Source organism: Asticcacaulis endophyticus (assembly GCF_014652575.1).
Lineage (GTDB): Bacteria > Pseudomonadota > Alphaproteobacteria > Caulobacterales > Caulobacteraceae > Asticcacaulis > Asticcacaulis endophyticus.
On record NZ_BMZB01000001.1, the window covers coordinates 1,169,403 to 1,184,985 of the forward strand.

The following is a 15,583-nucleotide window of genomic DNA, read 5'->3' on the forward strand; positions in this document are numbered from 1 at the left end:
GGGCATGTCATTATATGATTGAGGTCGGTGGCGATTTATCGGGACGTAAATTGGCTTGACCTATTTGGTTTAATAAGTCAGACAAATAAAAAACAAACATGGGAGTTCGTTATGATTGCGTTGCGCGCATCCGCCCTTATTCTGGCTTTGACAGCGGCCTGGCCGGTGCTGGCCCAATCTGACGCTTTGGGATCAAACCCTATTATCCGCGATATCTTCTCGGCTGATCCGGCGGCACTGGTGGTCGGGGATAAGGTTTACCTCTATGTCGGCCGTGATGTCTCCACCACCGAACGCTACAATATGCCCGATTGGCTGGCCTACTCGACCACGGATATGAAGACGTGGACGTCCCACGGCGTGGTACTGAAACCGACCGATTTCAAGTGGGCGCGCAGCGACGCCTATGCCTCACAGGTGGTCGAAAAGGACGGCAAATTCTATTTCTACGCCACCGCCAAGCACAATAAGCCGGACACGGCCATGGCCATCGGCGTGGCCGTATCGGACAGCCCGACCGGCCCGTTCGTCGATGCTCGCGGCACAGCGCTGATCACCAACGACATGACGCCTGACGCCAAACACGACTGGAGCGATATCGACCCGACCGTCTTTACCGATGATGACGGCACCTCATGGCTGATGTGGGGCAATGAAAAGGCCTATCTGGTTAAGCTTAAAGCCAATATGATTGAACTGGACGGCCCTATTACTGAGGTCAGCCTGCCTCACTATACCGAAGGCCCGTGGCTGCATAAGCGCGGCGACATGTACTACGTGTCCTATGCGTCGTGGGACAAAGGTGATGCCGGTGAGTACATTTCCTTTGCCACGGCATCATCCGTTCAGGGGCCGTGGACCTATCGCGGGAAACTGACCGGCATGGCCGAGAACAGCACCACGATCCACCCGGCGATCATCGACTTTAAGGGCCAGTCCTATTTCTTCTACCACGATGGCGCATGGTCCATTGGCGACCAGAAGGGCGGCAGCTATCGCCGCGCGGTCAGGGTTGAGCCGCTTTATTATAATGCTGACGGTACGATTAAGCCGATCACGCAAACCAAGGCCGGGGTGTCGGTAGGGCCTAAGCCCTAAAGCGTGACCCCGCACGCCATCATGATCTCGGCGCGCAGTTCAGGGATGCCTAAGCCTTTTTCCGAAGAGGTGGCGATCACGAGCGGGTGGGCCGCCGGACGCTTTTTGATGGCGTTTTGGCTTTCGGCCACGACCTTTTCCAGCTCGGCGGGCTTGATCTTATCGGCCTTGGTCAGGATGATCTGATAGCTGACGGCGGCCAGATCGAGCGCATCCATCGGCTCATTATCGACGCTTTTCAGGCCGTGACGGGCATCGATCAGCAGATAGGCGCGCTTAAGGCTGGGGCGGCCGCGCAGGTAGTCACGGCCCAGATTCTGGAACTTCTTGACCGTGGTCTTGGACGCGCGCGCCCAGCCATAGCCGGGCAGGTCGACCAGACGGAGTTTCTCTTCCAGCACAAAGAAATTAACCTCGCGCGTGCGGCCGGGCTCATTTGAGGCCCGCGCCAGATGGTTTTGACCGACCAGCGCGTTGATAAGGCTGGACTTGCCGACGTTGGAGCGTCCGGCAAAGGCCACTTCGGGCAGGTCGTCGGGCGGCAACTGCTCAATCTGGGCCGCGCCCATGAGAAAGCGGACAGGCCGCGCGAACTGTATCCGCGCGGCCTCCAGAACGTCTTCGCTGTAAAGCGGTTCGTCAGTCAAAATCAGGTATCCTTTTTAGCCTTACGGCTGCGCTTAGTACCGCCGCCTGAGATGACCTCGCCCTTGATAACCTTGCCGTCATCGTCGCCAGCCGTGGCCGTGACGGTCGCGGTTTGCGTCGTCTCAGCCGTCGGTTTCCGGAACTTACCGATAAAGGTATCGATCGGGTTCTCGACCTTCAGGCGGTGCATGATCGAATATTGCTGGGCGATGGTCAGCACGTTCGACCAGGTCCAGTAGATCAGCAGGCCCACCGCGAACGGCGCCATGATGAAGGTGAACATCAGCGGCATGAAGGCAAAGATCTTGCGCTGAATGGGGTCGGGTGCTGGCGGGTTCATGCCTTGGGTCAGCCACATGGTGAAGCCGTAAAGAATGGCCACAATACCGATATGCAAGGGCCCGCCGAGGATCGAGCCAATCAGCGGCACGGTCGCCGGATCGTAGGGGATCAGGCCAAACAGGTTAAAAATGGTCGACGGATCGCGCGCCGACAGATCGTTGATGTAGCCAAAGAACGGCGCATGACGCATTTCGATGGTGACGAACAGCACCTTATAAAGGGCATAAAAGACCGGAATTTGCAGCAGCATCGGAAGGCAGCCGGTCATCGGATTGACCTTTTCCTTCTGATACATGTTCATCATTTCGATCTGCATCTTTTGGGCGTCGCCCTCATACTTTTTCTTCAGTTCCTCGACCTTGGGCTGAAGCATCTTCATCTTGGTCATGGATTCGTATGACTTGTGCGCCAACGGATAGAAGATCAGCTTGACCACAACCGTCAGGCCCAGAATGGCCAGACCGAAATTGCCCATGAATTGGAACAACTTATCCAGGGTCCAGAACATCGGGCGGGTCAGGAACCAGAAATTACCCCAGTCGATGGCCTTATCGAACGACGGCAGACCCATGTTTTCCTGATAGGCGGTAAGGATGGTGGCGACCTTGGCACCGGCAAACAGGTGGTGAACCTCAGTGATCTGCGTGCCGGATGCTATGGTGATGGCATTCGCCACATAACCGGCCTGCAAGACCTGAACGCCCTCAACTTCTGAGGCGCGGAAGGCGGCTTTCACCTTTTCGTTCTGGGCCGGAATGACGCTGGCCATCCAGTATTTGTCGGTGATGCCGAGCCAGCCGCCGGTTGATTCCGCTTCAAACGTCTTTTTCTTCTGCCAGTCTTTGTACTTGAATTCTTTCAGCTTGTTGTCGAACACGCCGACCCCGCCTTCGTGCAGTATCATGTTCGTGCCGAGCTGATCCGGCACACCCTGACGGGTGACGCTGGCATAGGGAGCAACGGTAACCGCCACACCGGACGTATTGATGACCTTTTCGGTAATGGTGATCATGTAGTTTTCGTCGACGGCGTAGGTGCGCTCAAAGCGCAGACCCGCACCATTGTCGTAACCTAAGACAACATTCTTACCGACGCTCAAAACCGTGCCGGATTGCAGCGTCCATTGGGTCGAGGCATTTGGCAGGCCATTGATATTCTGGCCCAGCCAGCCGGAATCGGCGAAAAAGGCGTGCTTGGCCCCTTCCGGGCGGAACAGTTCAACCGCCGGTGAGTTCTTGTCGATCGTTTCCTTATACTTGGTCAGGAACAGATCATCAAAGCGCGCGCCGGTCAGCGACAGTGACCCTTTCAGAGACGGCGTATTGATCTGCACCCGCTGCGTCAGGCCGACGGCCTTTTCACGCGCGACGGGGGCAGCCAGCGTTACGGGCGCAGGTGCGGCACCGGCCACAGGCGTGTTGGCCTTGGCGACGGCGGCGGCTTTTTCACGCGCGGCCTGTTCCTTTTCCATCTGCGGGTTCAGGACAAAGAACTGATAGCCAAACAATATCACCATCGACAGGGCGATAAAGAGGAACATATTGCGGTTGTCGGCGGTCTTGTTGGGCGTCATCGACAGTCTTTATTCAGAGGTTAAGGTACAAATTGTCCGGTGGAGCGGCCCGCCATCAGCGCGGGCTTTGTTTGGGCGACAGCCTTATCAGGGCACGTCTTATATCGTCAAGCAAACCTTGCCAATCACGCGAACAGGTGCCGGGCTTAGGGGGTGCGTCTTTCACAGGCGTATCGGCCCGCGCGATCAGCACATAGTCATGGCCGGCCACGCCAAGCTCAGGGATCAGCGCTTGCGCCGCGGCCCGCAGGCGGCGTTTGGCGCGGTTTCTGACCACGGCCCCGCCGACCTTTTTAGTGGCGGTAAAACCGACCCTTATGTCGTCCGATCCGTCCTCACGCGCACGCATCTGCACCACCACACAGCCTTGCGCCCGGTAAGGGGCCTTGGCGGCGGCGAGGAAATCTGCGCGATCGGTCAAACGCTTAATCATGATAAGGCCCAGATGCACAAAGAGCCCAAAGTCGTTAAACCAAGGGCTCTTTGAATATTATGCGAGGTATAAAGCGGTGACGCTGATTAGGCAGTCAGGCGCTTACGACCCTTGGCGCGGCGACGTGCGACAACTTTTTGGCCGTTCTTGGTGGCCATGCGCGAGCGGAAGCCGTGACGGCGCTTGCGCACGAGTCGGCTTGGCTGGTAGGTGCGTTTCATGGTCTGCTCCGATTAAGGACGATAGCCCTCAATGAATTGAGCTACCTTAGTAAAGAGGCGCGTGGATATGACAACAGGCCGCGATTGTCAACGTCATTTAGGCCTTACGCCATAAGAATCTATGATGTATTATGAAAATTCAAACGGATTCAAAGCGCGACCGCTCAAAAGTCCGCCCTGACCATGACTAACCCAAAGGCATTGTATCGGGTGTTCGACCTCGCGACGTCCAGAAAGCCGGAAAAAAAGCCCGGACATAAGGCAAAGGTGCCGGACAGCAACCCGCTGGGTCTGCCGTCAGCGTTGAAACCCGATGGCTGGGCCTTGCGTGATGGCGGTCATCGTGGCGGAACGTCGGATAGTTCATATGCCAGCGTACAGTGGGCGCAGCGTCTTTATAATGCCGCCCGAACCAGCGCGTACTGGGGTGCGCGTATATTAAGGCGTCTGCGGACGTTTTTTACCGGATTGTCAGGTCGGCTGCTGATCATCAGCGCCATATTCGTGGTGGTGGTCGAAGTCCTTATTCTTATTCCGTCATTGGCCTCGTTTCAGGAGCGCTGGCTGATCGACCGCATCCGTCAGGCCGAAATCGCCTCACTGGCGCTGGATGCCTCCAGCGAAAAGACCGTGACCGAAGATTTGTCGCGCCAGCTTTTGACCAGTGCCGGGGCGAAATATCTAGCGATCCAGAACCAGCAGGGCACCCGCGACTACGTGCTGTCGGACTTTAATATCACCGTCATTCCTGACGTGATTGATCAGCGCACCAGCCGCTCGGATATTCGCGGCGATATCGCCTATCTGTGGGGGCCGTGGCGCACCCTGATGGGGCAGTCCGACCGGCTTATCCATACCGAGGCCGTGCCCAAGGTGCGCAAAGGCGGTGAACTGATCGAAATCATCGTGCCCGCCGAACCGCTGAAACAGGAACTTAAGACCTATCTGGGGTCGATGCTGCGCATGTCGATGACCATATCCCTGGCCGCCGGTCTTCTGGTGTTCGTGGGCCTGTCTATATTCATTGTGCGCCCGATCCAGAACCTGACCAGAGTCATCGCCAGCTTCAAAGCCAATCCCGAAGACATGACCAATGCCCCGAAGCTGTCCGGGCGGCGCGATGAGATCGGCCACATCGAAGAAGAACTGGCCGCCATGCAGGCTGAGGTTCGCCACGCCCTGACGTCACGGGCGCGACTGGCCGCCTTGGGGCAGGCGGTCTCCAAGATCAATCACGATTTGCGCAATATGCTGACCTCGGCCCAGATGGCGTCTGACCGGCTGGCGGAGTCGCCCGATCCGATGGTCGCCAAGGCCCTGCCGCGGTTGGAGCGCGCGCTCGACCGGGCGCTTAATCTGGCGCAAAACGTGCTCAACTACGGCAAATCCGACGAAGTGGCGCCGCGGTTCCAGATCCTGAAACTGCGCGACATGGCCTATGCGGCGGCCGAAGATGCGGGGCTTGGCCTGACGCCCAAATCGCCGGAGCCGGTGCGCTTTGCGCTTAAGGCCCCCAAGGGCTTTCATTTCGAGGCCGACCCTGAGCACATGCACCGGCTGCTGGTCAATCTGATGCGTAATGCCCGTCAGGCCATTGAGCGTCAGCCCAACCGGCAGGTCTATGATTCCACAGCCCGCAAGGGGCCGCTCGGTCGCGTGACCCTGACGGCCACAAAGTCCGTCGATGAGGTGATCCTGACCGTGTCCGACGATGGCCCCGGCATCCCTGAGAAAATCCGCGAGCAGCTATTCAGACCGTTTTCGGCCTCGGCACAGGCCGATGGTTCCGGGCTTGGGCTGGCGATCGCGCGCGAACTGGCGCAAACTCATGGCGGTGATGTGCATCTGGCGCAAACCGGCCCGGACGGCACGACGTTCGAGATCAGGTTGCCTCTGAAAAGCTAAAGGTTATCATTTTGGATTTTGAAGATTTGATGGAATTGTCGCGGGATAGTTATGTCTCGCAGTTTGCCAGCTTTATTGAAAAGCAGCAGGCCCTGCATGACAAAGGTTCGGCCGAAGTCAAGTTTCAACTCTCCGATCACAGCGGCCTTTACCGGCAATTCTATTGCGCGGACTATGCATCCAATGACGATGGCGTTCAGATTGTTGAAATGACACCCGACGAAGAGGTCAGTTTTGACTCGATTTCGGTATCACTGGGTGAACTGGAAATGACGGTTCAGCGCCTGAACTGGCATGATGTGACCCTGACTCTGGAGGGTGAGGCCTTGCCGCCCGAAGCCTTTGCGGAATGGTTTGAAACCTGGTTCGATCCGGATGAAACCAATACCGACTGGGACTCGAAGTTTTCCAGCCACGTCCATTCGCTGCTGCTCGACGGACACGATATCCATGTCGATTTTGGCACCGCCCCGGTCGAGGCGCTGGTGGAACTATTTGTTCTAATTGAGGGTGCGGGCGTGAAGGCGGCTACGGTATCATAACTTAAGAACCTCCCCTCTTGGAGGGGTTTGACGCAAGCAAACGATCCAGTGAATCGTTTGTCAGTCATGGGGAGGTTTGATTTATCAAACCGGAAGGTGGGGTAAACGGCAGACAAGGTTACCCCCTCTTCATTTTGACGTCAAAATGAAGCTCCCCCTGCAACAGGGGGAGTTCTCAGCAACCGCCCAACAAATGTCGGCACTACCTCTGTCGCGGGACCCAGAATTTTCTCGTCAAACAGGCTGTGTCCCAGTGACGGTTCCAGATTTAGTTCAACCGTATGAGCACCCGCGGCCCGTGCTTCCTGAACAAAGCTCGCAGCCGGATACACATTGCCGGACGTGCCAATCGAGATAAACAGGTCGCAGTCGCTCAGTGCATCATAGATCGCTTCCATCTCCAGCGGCATTTCCCCGAACCAGACGATATGCGGCCTTAAAAACCCGCTGTCATCAAACGGCGAGGGTGCGTTCGGGTCGATATCGCCGGTCCAACCGATCACCCGTTCTGTCACAGTGCAGCGTGCCTTCAGCAATTCGCCGTGTATGTGGATCAGCCGGAACCCGGCCTTTGGCGGCAGGGCGGCATGGGTGCGGTCATGCAGGTCATCAACATTCTGGGTCACCAGCAGGATATTGCCGTCCCATGCACTGGCCAGCCGCGCCAAAGCCTCGTGGGCAGCATTGGGTTTAACCTCAGCCAACTGACGGCGGCGCTGATTGTAGAAATCCTGCACCAAAGCCGGATTGGCCGCATAGCCTTCGGGCGTAGCGACCTCTTCGACGCGATGGCCACACCACAGCCCGTCCGAGGCTCTGAACGTCGGCACGCCCGATTCCGCCGAAATTCCCGCGCCGGTCAGGATGACGATGTTCATGGCTGACCTTTGAGAACGACGCCTTCTCTGCGCGGATCGGCCCCGCCGTCATAGCTGCCGTCCGGCTTGCGCATAATGCCGTGAATACCGGATTCTTCGCCCGCAGATGCCGTAATAGTATAGCCCATGCCGGTCAAAGCGGTAACCACCGCAGGGTTCGTCCGGCCGGTTTCGATGCGCAGGCTGTCACCACGGGCAATGACATTGGGCAGGGCGGCGGCATCGCTGACACTCAGCCCCCAGTCCAGAACCGCCACCAAAGTTTTTAGGTTATAGCCCAGAATATTAGACCCGCCGGGTGAGCCGATCAGGGCCACCACCTTACGATCCTTATCCAGCACAATGACGGGTGACATAGATGACCTTGGGCGCTTACCGCCAAGGGCGGCATTGGCAGCTTTTTGACCATCCGTCATGACGGGCGAGAACGAAAAATCGGTAAGCTGATTATTCAAAAAGAACCCGCCGACCATCCGGCCGGTGCCGAAAAAGCTTTCGACCGTGGTGGTCATGCTGACCGCATTGCCATAGGCGTCCATAATCACAAAATGCGAGGTGCCCGCCGGTTCATGGGTATTGTCGGGGGCAAGCGCTACACTAGTCGGCGGCGTTCCCGCCTTGGGGGCAGGCGATGGCGTGCCGGGGGTGATCATCGCCGCACGCTCCACCACATAGGCCGGATCAATCAATCCCTCAGTCGGCACGCGAACAAACACCGGATCGGCGACATACTGATCGCGGTCAACATACATCAGCTTTTCGGCCTCGATCAGGGCCGACCAGCCGCGCGCATCATCCTTACCCCACGCGCTCATGGGGAAACGCTCCAGCAATTGCAGGCCCTGAATCAACGACACCCCGCTGGAGGGAGGTGGCGGCGCGCACACTATATAGACGCGGTACGGCCCGCACACCGGGGCCTGCTCAAGGGGGCGGTAGCTGGCGAAATCTGAGGGCTGCAAATCACCGGGCAGCGGCCCCTGATGGGTGCGGGCGATGATCTGATCGACCAGCGGCCCGGACTTGAAAATCGCCGCCCCATCCTTGGCTAGGGTTTTCAAGGTCTCGGCATAGGCCGGATTGGTCTGAATATCGCCGGTGGTTTTAAGCCCGCCCTGACCATTGCCCCAATAGGTGCGGTAATCCTCGATCCTGGACTGCGGGAAGCGTTCGCTTTTCAGGTAATTGCCCAGACGCGGGGAAATGGTGAAACCGCTCTCCGCCAGCGCGATAGATGATCCGAACAGATCGTGCCAGGGCAGCTTGCCGTGGTCCTTATGGGCGGCCTCCAGCATAATGACGGCGCCCGGCACGCCAGTGGCGCGACCGGACACGATCGCCTCACCAAATGGCAGGGGTTTGCCGTCGCGCATAAACAGGTTGCCGTCTGCTGTGGCCGGTGCCACCTCCCGCCCGTCATAGGCCGTCAGGGTTTTGGTCTTGGCGTCATAATAGGTCATGAACGCCCCGCCGCCGAGGCCGGAGCTTTGCGGCTCGACTAGCCCCAGCGTGGTTTGCACGGCGACTGCCGCATCAATGGCCGTGCCTCCGGATTTTAGGATATCCATCCCGGCTTTGGCGGCCAGAGGGTTGGCCGCCACCACGATCGGGGTGGTTTTCGCGCCCTCAGTGACGGGCCTGTGCGAGCAGGCCCCGATGAGAAGGCTTAAGGCAACAACAGAGGTGAGGGCGGTACGGCGGGACAGATGATTATGCATTTGCTGAACTTAAGTACGCAGGTGCGAAAAGACAAACTCAAATACACAGCCACGGTTTGATCAACAGGAAATCCGAAAAAATAGCGCTTGCGCCGTCATTTTGATCTTGCCTTTGCGCGTCTAAGCGACTAATTGTCCGCCCTCTCTGACGGGTACGCCTGTTAGGGCTAAGGAAAATGCGCACTCGTAGCTCAGCTGGATAGAGCATCAGACTACGAATCTGAGGGTCGGGCGTTCGAATCGCTCCGAGTGCGCCATTCCACTAAAAAAGCCTCCCGTCCGGGAGGCTTTTTTAGTGGAATAATGCCGTCATTATACGCACCCTTCTGAAAACATGACCTTTCAAACGTAGGCGTCAGTACTGCACGGCCTTGGCGGCAAAATACCCTCCATTTTTAAAGTCACTTGAATCCGGTTAGGTGGACGTACGCTTTTTGCGTGATTTTTTTGAGCTCTGATCAGCTTAGGGGCTTTTCTTTTGGGGACAGGAATGTGATTTTCAACCCCATGACGAAAAGGACGGTTGCGTAATGGCCTCGGATATCCTCGCCCACACGGTGCAGGCCGCGCCGGTGGTTGGACATGCCGCGGCCATCAGCGGTCAATATGCCGTGGGGATCGTGTTTCTGACGGCGGCGGCGGTGTTTGTGCCGTTGTTTAACCGCTTTCGGATTTCGCCGGTTCTGGGCTTCCTGATGGTCGGCGTCATTCTGGGGCCGGACGGGCTGGGTCGGCTGGCCGACATGTGGCCGGTGCTGGCCAAGTTTACGGTCACCCAATCCGAAGACATCCATAATCTGGCTGAACTGGGCGTGGTGTTTCTGCTGTTTGCCATTGGGCTGGAACTGACGTGGGAACGCCTTAAGGCCATGCGGCGGATGGTGTTCGGCCTTGGGATGCTGCAGATCATCCTGTGTACGCTGGTGCTGTTTGGGCTGTTCCTGATGATGAAGCGCCCGCCCGAAAGTGCGATCGCGCTGGCTATGGCGCTGGCCTTGTCATCGACGGCCATGGTCATGCCGGTGCTGGCGGAACTGAAAAAACTCAACACCGCCACCGGTCGCAGCGTGTTTTCGGTTCTGCTGGCGCAGGACCTGGCGGTGGCACCGATCCTGATCACCGTTATTGTGCTGGCGGGCGGTGAAGGCGGGCCGACCGGGGTGCAGGGGGTTCTGGCCATCATCCCGTCGATTGTGGTTATGGCGCTTTTGGTGCTGGGCGGACGGATGCTGTTGCGGCCATTGTTTAAATCAGCGGCGCTTACCAAGAGCCCGGAAATCTTCATGGCAGCCTGTCTGCTGGTGGTGCTGATGTCAGGGCAGGCAGCGGTCATGGCCGGTTTGTCCATGGCGATGGGCGCGTTTGTGGGCGGGCTGCTGCTGGCTGAGACCGAATACCGGCGCGAAATTGAGTTGATGATCGAGCCGTTCAAGGGGCTGCTGCTGGGGCTGTTTTTTGTCACCGTCGGGGCGCGGCTTGATATCGATGCGGTCCTCGCCTCGCCGGTACTGGTTCTGGCGCTGGCGGGCGGGTTGATCGCGCTCAAGGTTGTGGTCGTTTACCCACTGGCGCGGCTTTATGGCCTGCCGCGGGCCGCAGCACTTGAAGTCGCTGCCCTGCTGGGGCCAGCGGGAGAGTTCGCGTTCGTCATCATCGATGAGGGCATGGGCCGCAACCTGATCGATCCGCAAATAGGTCAGGCGATCATTCTGGCGGCAATCATCAGCCTGTTTTTGCTGCCGGTGATCGGCTCAACCGTGACCCGGTTTACCAAACGCATCAGCCCGCAAAAGGAGGCTGAACCGTCGGCAGCGCCGGACATTATCACTGAGGTCCCCAATGAGGTGCTGGTGGTCGGCTATGGCCGTGTCGGGGAACTGGTGGTCGATATGCTGGGGCGGCACAATATCAGCTTCACGATCGTCGATGTGAACCCAAGGGTGACCTCACGGGCGCGGTCGCAACATCTTGAAACCTGGTATGGCGATGCGTCCAATGTCGAGTTTCTGGCGCGATTGGGGCTTGAGCATCGCAAAGCCGTGGTAGTGACGGTATCGAACGCCGCCTTTACCGATAATGTCGTCAAGGCGGTGCGGTCATTGCGCGATGATATCTGCCTGATCGCGCGCGCACGGGACGCCCACCATGCCGAGCGGTTGTATGAGCTGGGTGTTACCGATGCGGTGCCGGAAACCATTGAGGCGTCGCTGCAACTGGCCGAAAACACGCTGGTTGATCTGGGGGTGCCGATGGGGCTGGTGCTGGCCTCGATCCACGATAAGCGCGATGAGTTCCGGGCGCGTCTGGCCGCTCATGCGCCTGAAGGGCGGGCATCGAGGGTGCTGCGGTCAACCAAGCGCGAGCCTAAGCCCACGGAAAAGGTGGTTTAGGCCTTAGCGCCGTGCCCGTTTTCTAAGCGGGTGCGCAAACTGTCGATCTCATGGAAAAAGCGCTTACGGATTTCGGCCGCGAATGGGTTGTCGCGCTCAATCGACATAAACAGCTCATCACTGTCGCCGGAGACCAGACCGACCCCCTGCATCAGCAAATCATAGGAACGCGTCGTGTGTTCGGTCGGCAGCGGGCCCATGCCGTTGAGCACCTTGGCGATCAGGTGGGTCAGGCCCTGCACGGCGGCAAGGGCCCGGTCATGCACTTCGGGGGTGGTCACTGACACCTTGAGGTCGAGGGTTTTCTCAAGGAATTTCACAATCGGCGGCAAATGGCGCACGCGCACCGGGCAGACGACGATTTCCATATTATGGATGCCGTAGCGCGCCGACTGCGGCCCGAACAGCGGGTGGGTACACAGGACGCATACCGATTTGGGCAGGGCATCGGTCAGCCATTGAGCCGGGTTGACCTTGACCGAGCCGACATCGATGACCAGCGCATTGAGCGGCACGTGGGGGGCGATCTGTTCGGCCAAAGCTTTCAGCGTGCGGATAGGTGTCGCCAGAATAACGATCTTATTGGCGGCAGCTTCCTCTAACGAGACCAGTTCGACATTGTGGCGTTTGGCATAGGCCCTGGCTTCGGGGGAGGGGTCATAGGCCCGTATGTCAAAGTAAGGCGACAGATGACGCACAATCAGGCGGCCAAATGCGCCGAGACCAAACAAACCGAGCTTATGAACTTTTTTAGGCACGCAACGCCGCCGTATATAGTTGAGGAGGGTCGCCTTGGTAACACATCGCCAAAGTTGAGGCGAGGTGAAAGGGTCGTAAATCTTACGAAAGCGTAAGCTTTTATACTAAAGGCGTGGGGTTGCATAAAAACTTATACCAAACGCCGGTATTAAATTGCAAAAAGCAGCCTTAAATCCGGCTCTTGCGTGCAAAAAAGCGCCCTAATTTGACGCCTTTGCCTGTTTGTTGCAGGCGCAACAATATAGAGCGTGACAAATACTGTCTGGCGGCAAGTTGTATCATTTAATACTACTTGCCGCCAGGTTCGCCGGGTTACCAGCGGCGTTTTTTACCCTTGCCATCGCGGGGGGCTTCAAGGGCCTGCTGCATCGGCGTCTTCGACAGGGTGTCGAGGGTGAGGGCGCCGTCAACGTCCTTATCCAGCAGACGGAACCGCGCCAGAGAGGCGGCCTCCCATTCGGCGGCGGTGATCTTGAAGTCAAAATTGGCGTCGGCGCCGCGCACGGGCTGCGGCTCATTGATCAGGCTGAACTGGGCGGCCCCAGTGATCTGGCGTTGATAGGGCTGGTTGGTCAGGGGCTTGCCCTCGGCGTCGGTGGTGCGGCCTTTTGGCGGTTGGGTGATCATCGGCACATGCGCCAGGATTTCAGGCGCCAATTCTTCCTCATATCGCGTATTTTCCGGTGAGGAGATCGCGCCATTTTCGTCTTTATCGATGACGGTGAAATAGCGTTTGGCGTCGGCCACGTACTCGGCCCGTGTCAGTTTGCCATCACCGTCGGCATCGGCCTTTTTGAACCAGTCGGCGACCGGATAGGGGGCCGGGGTTTTGGCGCGAAAAACTTCACCCGACGGGCTAAAGAAAATCTGATTGATTACGGGGCGGGCAGGGCCACCTTCGGGTGGCATTTGCGCTGATGCGGGGGCCGTCAGCGCCAGCAAAGGTAGGAGCAGAAAAAAGCGGGTCATGGGTTATTCCGTTATCAGTAAGCGCATTTAAGCCGATCTGTGCGGGGATTTCATGGTGATTTGATGTCCGTAAGGAAATAATAAGAGCGGGGGCGAAAAATGTGCAGGCCGGTCAATTCTGCCGGATAATAAGGATATGTTTTTATGTATTCGCTGTAATAAACAGGGGCTTATTGCCTGCATATTGATGTGTATAGCCATAATTTTGTGTAGTTATTGAAATTGTTGTTAATTCAACAGGTTGTTAAGTAAGTGCTGGCCTTTTTTAGGTGTTTTAGCAATTGGGCTGAAACTATAAAAGGAGGTACATATGCAGATCGGTAGTTCGACATCTGCCTATTCCAGCACCTATTTGTCGCAGATGCATTCAAAACTGTTCAGCAGTATTGATGCCGACGGGGACGGCAAGATGACCCTGGAAGAACTGGAATCTTCGCAGGCCACCAGTAAATCAGGCAAGACGCAATCGTCTTCGGCGAGCGCTTCGGCGGCTGACCGGTTCTCGGTCATGGATACCGACGGTGACGGTTCGGTCACCGAAGACGAAGGTCTGGCGTTTTTCACCAGTTCTATGTCGTCGGAGACCATGGGCGGCATGTTGCAGGCCCAGGAAGCTGGCCAACAAGAAGGGACGCGTCCGTCTGGCCCGCCGCCCGCCGGTGGTGGTGGCGGTGGTCAAGCTCCGCAAACCTTTGATGAGCTGGATACCAATCAGGACGGCACGGTTAGTCTTGATGAAATGCTGGCCTCATCAGAATCTGAGGACAGTGCCGACACATCCATGATTGAGGAACTGTTCAGTCACATGGATGCCGACGGCGATGGTTCGGTAACTGAGGACGAAAAAACCGCCTTCGACGAGACTATGAAGGCTAACGGTCCGCCGAAGGGGCCCCCGCCCCAAGTAACTGAGGCCACATCCGCGACATCGACCGAAGCCGTCACGAGTACAAGCGATGAAACGGCGTCTAAAATTGCGAACCTGACCGCCCAGTGGATGACCTCGGTCTATCAGGCTCTGTCAGAAGGTACAAAGCAGACATCGACCACATCGGTGGCGGCGTAAAAGCGCATGCCAAAAAGTGTGCAGCGGTTTTTGGAAACAATGCGCGACTACTAAGCGCATGCCAAAAGTGTGCAGCGGTTTTGGATTCAATGCGCGTCTATAAAGCGAAAACGAGCCAGAACGGCTCGTTTTTTTGCGGAAGGTTGCAGCCTAATCCTCAAGCCTTTGCCATTCGCGACGGATATTGGCCCAAGCATAATCGAGCAGCAGATAGTAAACCACCGTCATCACGTAGCGGATCGTGTCCACGGCCCAAAAATACTGAGCCATCATGGCAAGGGACAGGGTCGCGACCATGACCCAGGCGGCGATCATCAGTTTTTTGGGCATATAAAGGCGGGACAAAAACGACATAGGCCAGACCGTGATTTGAATTAACGCGCACGCAGCTTATCAAAACGTCATTTCCGGGACGTTAAAACTTATAAGCGGCGCGCAAAAATGTCAGTAAGATAAAATTTCGGCCAAAGTCGGGCTACCCTACTGATTTTTTATGGGCAGGCGTCTAAGTGATCCCGTGTCGCTATGGCAGGGACGCGACGGATAAGGCTTTGGTTAGGTTGATGAACGTAAGTGTAGCGAATGATGCGGCATGGCCCGAAGGTGTGGCTGAGAACGGTCTGCGGGTTCTGGTGGTCGATGATAATCGTCAGTCGGCTATGACACTGAAATGGGCGATCGAGGGCTGGGGCGATGAAGTTGTGGCCTGCTATGATGGTCCGACCGCCCTGCAGATCGCGCGTGAGTTCAGGCCCGAAGTGATCCTGCTCGATATCGGTATGCCGGGCATGGATGGCATTGCGGTCTGTCAGGGCTTACGCGCCGCACCAGAAACCCGCAGCGTGAAAATTATAGCCCAGACCGGCTGGGGCGATGACGCCATGCGCCGTAAAACCGCCGAGGCGGGTTTTGATCTGCATCTGGTTAAGCCGGTCAATTTCGATGTCCTGGGCGATATGCTGGCCTTGCTGCGTATGTTGCCAAAATCGGCCTGAATGTGAACCGATCCGGTCATCCCAACGAATAAATCATCAGGAGATA

General features: G+C 57.3%; 15 protein-coding genes and 1 tRNA gene. 7 read left to right on the forward strand and 9 right to left on the reverse strand.

Going from position 1 to position 15,583, the window contains the following annotated elements; genetic code table 11:
• Nucleotides 1-111 precede the first annotated feature (111 nt).
• The gene (locus IE102_RS05310; protein WP_189485377.1) at nucleotides 112-1,098 is read left to right on the forward strand and encodes a glycoside hydrolase family 43 protein; all 987 of its coding nucleotides are present in this window, start codon (nucleotides 112-114) and stop codon (nucleotides 1,096-1,098) included.
• On the opposite strand, the gene yihA is transcribed toward IE102_RS05310, so the two are convergent.
• The 4 genes from yihA to rpmH form a co-directional block, all read right to left on the reverse strand.
• On the reverse strand, nucleotides 1,095-1,751 hold the full coding sequence (gene yihA, locus IE102_RS05315; protein WP_373295593.1) for a ribosome biogenesis GTP-binding protein YihA/YsxC: 657 nt from the start codon (nucleotides 1,749-1,751) through the stop codon (nucleotides 1,095-1,097). The genes IE102_RS05310 and yihA overlap by 4 nt on opposite strands.
• Nucleotides 1,748-3,661, reverse strand: coding sequence for a membrane protein insertase YidC (gene yidC / locus IE102_RS05320; protein ID WP_189485381.1), 1,914 nt, complete (start codon nucleotides 3,659-3,661; stop codon nucleotides 1,748-1,750). Before yidC ends, yihA begins: the two co-directional genes overlap by 4 nt.
• A 55-nt stretch (nucleotides 3,662-3,716) precedes the next feature.
• Complete coding sequence (gene rnpA / locus IE102_RS05325) at nucleotides 3,717-4,094, reverse strand: ribonuclease P protein component (protein ID WP_189485383.1); 378 nt, start codon at nucleotides 4,092-4,094, stop codon at nucleotides 3,717-3,719.
• Nucleotides 4,095-4,180: 86 nt separating this feature from the next.
• On the reverse strand, nucleotides 4,181-4,315 hold the full coding sequence (rpmH, locus tag IE102_RS05330; RefSeq protein ID WP_189485385.1) for a 50S ribosomal protein L34: 135 nt from the start codon (nucleotides 4,313-4,315) through the stop codon (nucleotides 4,181-4,183).
• A 183-nt stretch (nucleotides 4,316-4,498) separates the two neighbouring features.
• On the opposite strand from rpmH, the gene IE102_RS05335 reads away from it, so the two are divergent.
• The gene (locus IE102_RS05335; protein WP_189485386.1) at nucleotides 4,499-6,220 is read left to right on the forward strand and encodes a sensor histidine kinase; all 1,722 of its coding nucleotides are present in this window, start codon (nucleotides 4,499-4,501) and stop codon (nucleotides 6,218-6,220) included.
• An 11-nt stretch (nucleotides 6,221-6,231) separates the two neighbouring features.
• The gene (locus IE102_RS05340) at nucleotides 6,232-6,762 is read left to right on the forward strand and encodes a hypothetical protein (RefSeq protein WP_189485387.1); all 531 of its coding nucleotides are present in this window, start codon (nucleotides 6,232-6,234) and stop codon (nucleotides 6,760-6,762) included.
• 140 nt (nucleotides 6,763-6,902) lie between these two features.
• Here IE102_RS05340 and cobB read toward each other — a convergent pair whose 3' ends face one another.
• Together cobB and ggt are read right to left on the reverse strand one after the other, a co-directional pair.
• On the reverse strand, nucleotides 6,903-7,640 hold the full coding sequence (gene cobB, locus IE102_RS05345) for a Sir2 family NAD+-dependent deacetylase (protein WP_189485388.1): 738 nt from the start codon (nucleotides 7,638-7,640) through the stop codon (nucleotides 6,903-6,905).
• Complete coding sequence (gene ggt / locus IE102_RS05350) at nucleotides 7,637-9,358, reverse strand: gamma-glutamyltransferase (RefSeq protein WP_189485389.1); 1,722 nt, start codon at nucleotides 9,356-9,358, stop codon at nucleotides 7,637-7,639. Before ggt ends, cobB begins: the two co-directional genes overlap by 4 nt.
• 180 nt (nucleotides 9,359-9,538) lie before the next feature.
• On the opposite strand from ggt, the gene IE102_RS05355 reads away from it, so the two are divergent.
• Both IE102_RS05355 and IE102_RS05360 read left to right on the forward strand, forming a co-directional pair.
• Nucleotides 9,539-9,615: transfer RNA gene (locus IE102_RS05355), tRNA-Arg, on the forward strand.
• Between the two features lie 273 nt (nucleotides 9,616-9,888).
• Nucleotides 9,889-11,748, forward strand: coding sequence for a cation:proton antiporter domain-containing protein (locus tag IE102_RS05360; protein WP_189485390.1), 1,860 nt, complete (start codon nucleotides 9,889-9,891; stop codon nucleotides 11,746-11,748).
• On the opposite strand, the gene IE102_RS05365 is transcribed toward IE102_RS05360, so the two are convergent.
• Together IE102_RS05365 and IE102_RS05370 are read right to left on the reverse strand one after the other, a co-directional pair.
• Nucleotides 11,745-12,506, reverse strand: coding sequence for a prephenate dehydrogenase (locus IE102_RS05365; protein ID WP_189485391.1), 762 nt, complete (start codon nucleotides 12,504-12,506; stop codon nucleotides 11,745-11,747). The genes IE102_RS05360 and IE102_RS05365 overlap by 4 nt on opposite strands.
• A gap of 313 nt (nucleotides 12,507-12,819) precedes the next feature.
• Nucleotides 12,820-13,476, reverse strand: a complete 657-nt coding sequence (locus tag IE102_RS05370) for an EF-hand domain-containing protein (RefSeq protein ID WP_189485392.1) — start codon at nucleotides 13,474-13,476, stop codon at nucleotides 12,820-12,822.
• A gap of 310 nt (nucleotides 13,477-13,786) precedes the next feature.
• Here IE102_RS05370 and IE102_RS05375 point away from each other — a divergent pair, with 310 nt between their 5' ends.
• A complete protein-coding gene (locus IE102_RS05375; RefSeq protein WP_189485393.1) occupies nucleotides 13,787-14,542 on the forward strand; it encodes an EF-hand domain-containing protein in 756 nt (251 codons plus the stop codon).
• A 150-nt stretch (nucleotides 14,543-14,692) separates the two neighbouring features.
• Here IE102_RS05375 and IE102_RS05380 read toward each other — a convergent pair whose 3' ends face one another.
• Complete coding sequence (locus IE102_RS05380; RefSeq protein WP_189485394.1) at nucleotides 14,693-14,896, reverse strand: hypothetical protein; 204 nt, start codon at nucleotides 14,894-14,896, stop codon at nucleotides 14,693-14,695.
• 209 nt (nucleotides 14,897-15,105) lie between these two features.
• On the opposite strand from IE102_RS05380, the gene IE102_RS05385 reads away from it, so the two are divergent.
• The gene (locus IE102_RS05385) at nucleotides 15,106-15,537 is read left to right on the forward strand and encodes a response regulator (protein ID WP_189485395.1); all 432 of its coding nucleotides are present in this window, start codon (nucleotides 15,106-15,108) and stop codon (nucleotides 15,535-15,537) included.
• The last annotated feature ends 46 nt before the right edge of the window (nucleotides 15,538-15,583 follow it).

Coding starts and splice junctions, on each gene's coding strand:
- yidC (WP_189485381.1), bottom strand. CDS start 3,661: ATGACGCCCAACAAGACCGCCGACAACCGCAATATGTTCCTCTTTATC.
- IE102_RS05310 (WP_189485377.1), top strand. CDS start 112: ATGATTGCGTTGCGCGCATCCGCCCTTATTCTGGCTTTGACAGCGGCC.
- IE102_RS05360 (WP_189485390.1), top strand. CDS start 9,889: ATGGCCTCGGATATCCTCGCCCACACGGTGCAGGCCGCGCCGGTGGTT.
- IE102_RS05370 (WP_189485392.1), bottom strand. CDS start 13,476: ATGACCCGCTTTTTTCTGCTCCTACCTTTGCTGGCGCTGACGGCCCCC.
- ggt (WP_189485389.1), bottom strand. CDS start 9,358: ATGCATAATCATCTGTCCCGCCGTACCGCCCTCACCTCTGTTGTTGCC.
- IE102_RS05380 (WP_189485394.1), bottom strand. CDS start 14,896: ATGTCGTTTTTGTCCCGCCTTTATATGCCCAAAAAACTGATGATCGCC.
- cobB (WP_189485388.1), bottom strand. CDS start 7,640: ATGAACATCGTCATCCTGACCGGCGCGGGAATTTCGGCGGAATCGGGC.
- IE102_RS05375 (WP_189485393.1), top strand. CDS start 13,787: ATGCAGATCGGTAGTTCGACATCTGCCTATTCCAGCACCTATTTGTCG.
- rpmH (WP_189485385.1), bottom strand. CDS start 4,315: ATGAAACGCACCTACCAGCCAAGCCGACTCGTGCGCAAGCGCCGTCAC.
- rnpA (WP_189485383.1), bottom strand. CDS start 4,094: ATGATTAAGCGTTTGACCGATCGCGCAGATTTCCTCGCCGCCGCCAAG.
- IE102_RS05335 (WP_189485386.1), top strand. CDS start 4,499: ATGACTAACCCAAAGGCATTGTATCGGGTGTTCGACCTCGCGACGTCC.
- IE102_RS05385 (WP_189485395.1), top strand. CDS start 15,106: ATGAACGTAAGTGTAGCGAATGATGCGGCATGGCCCGAAGGTGTGGCT.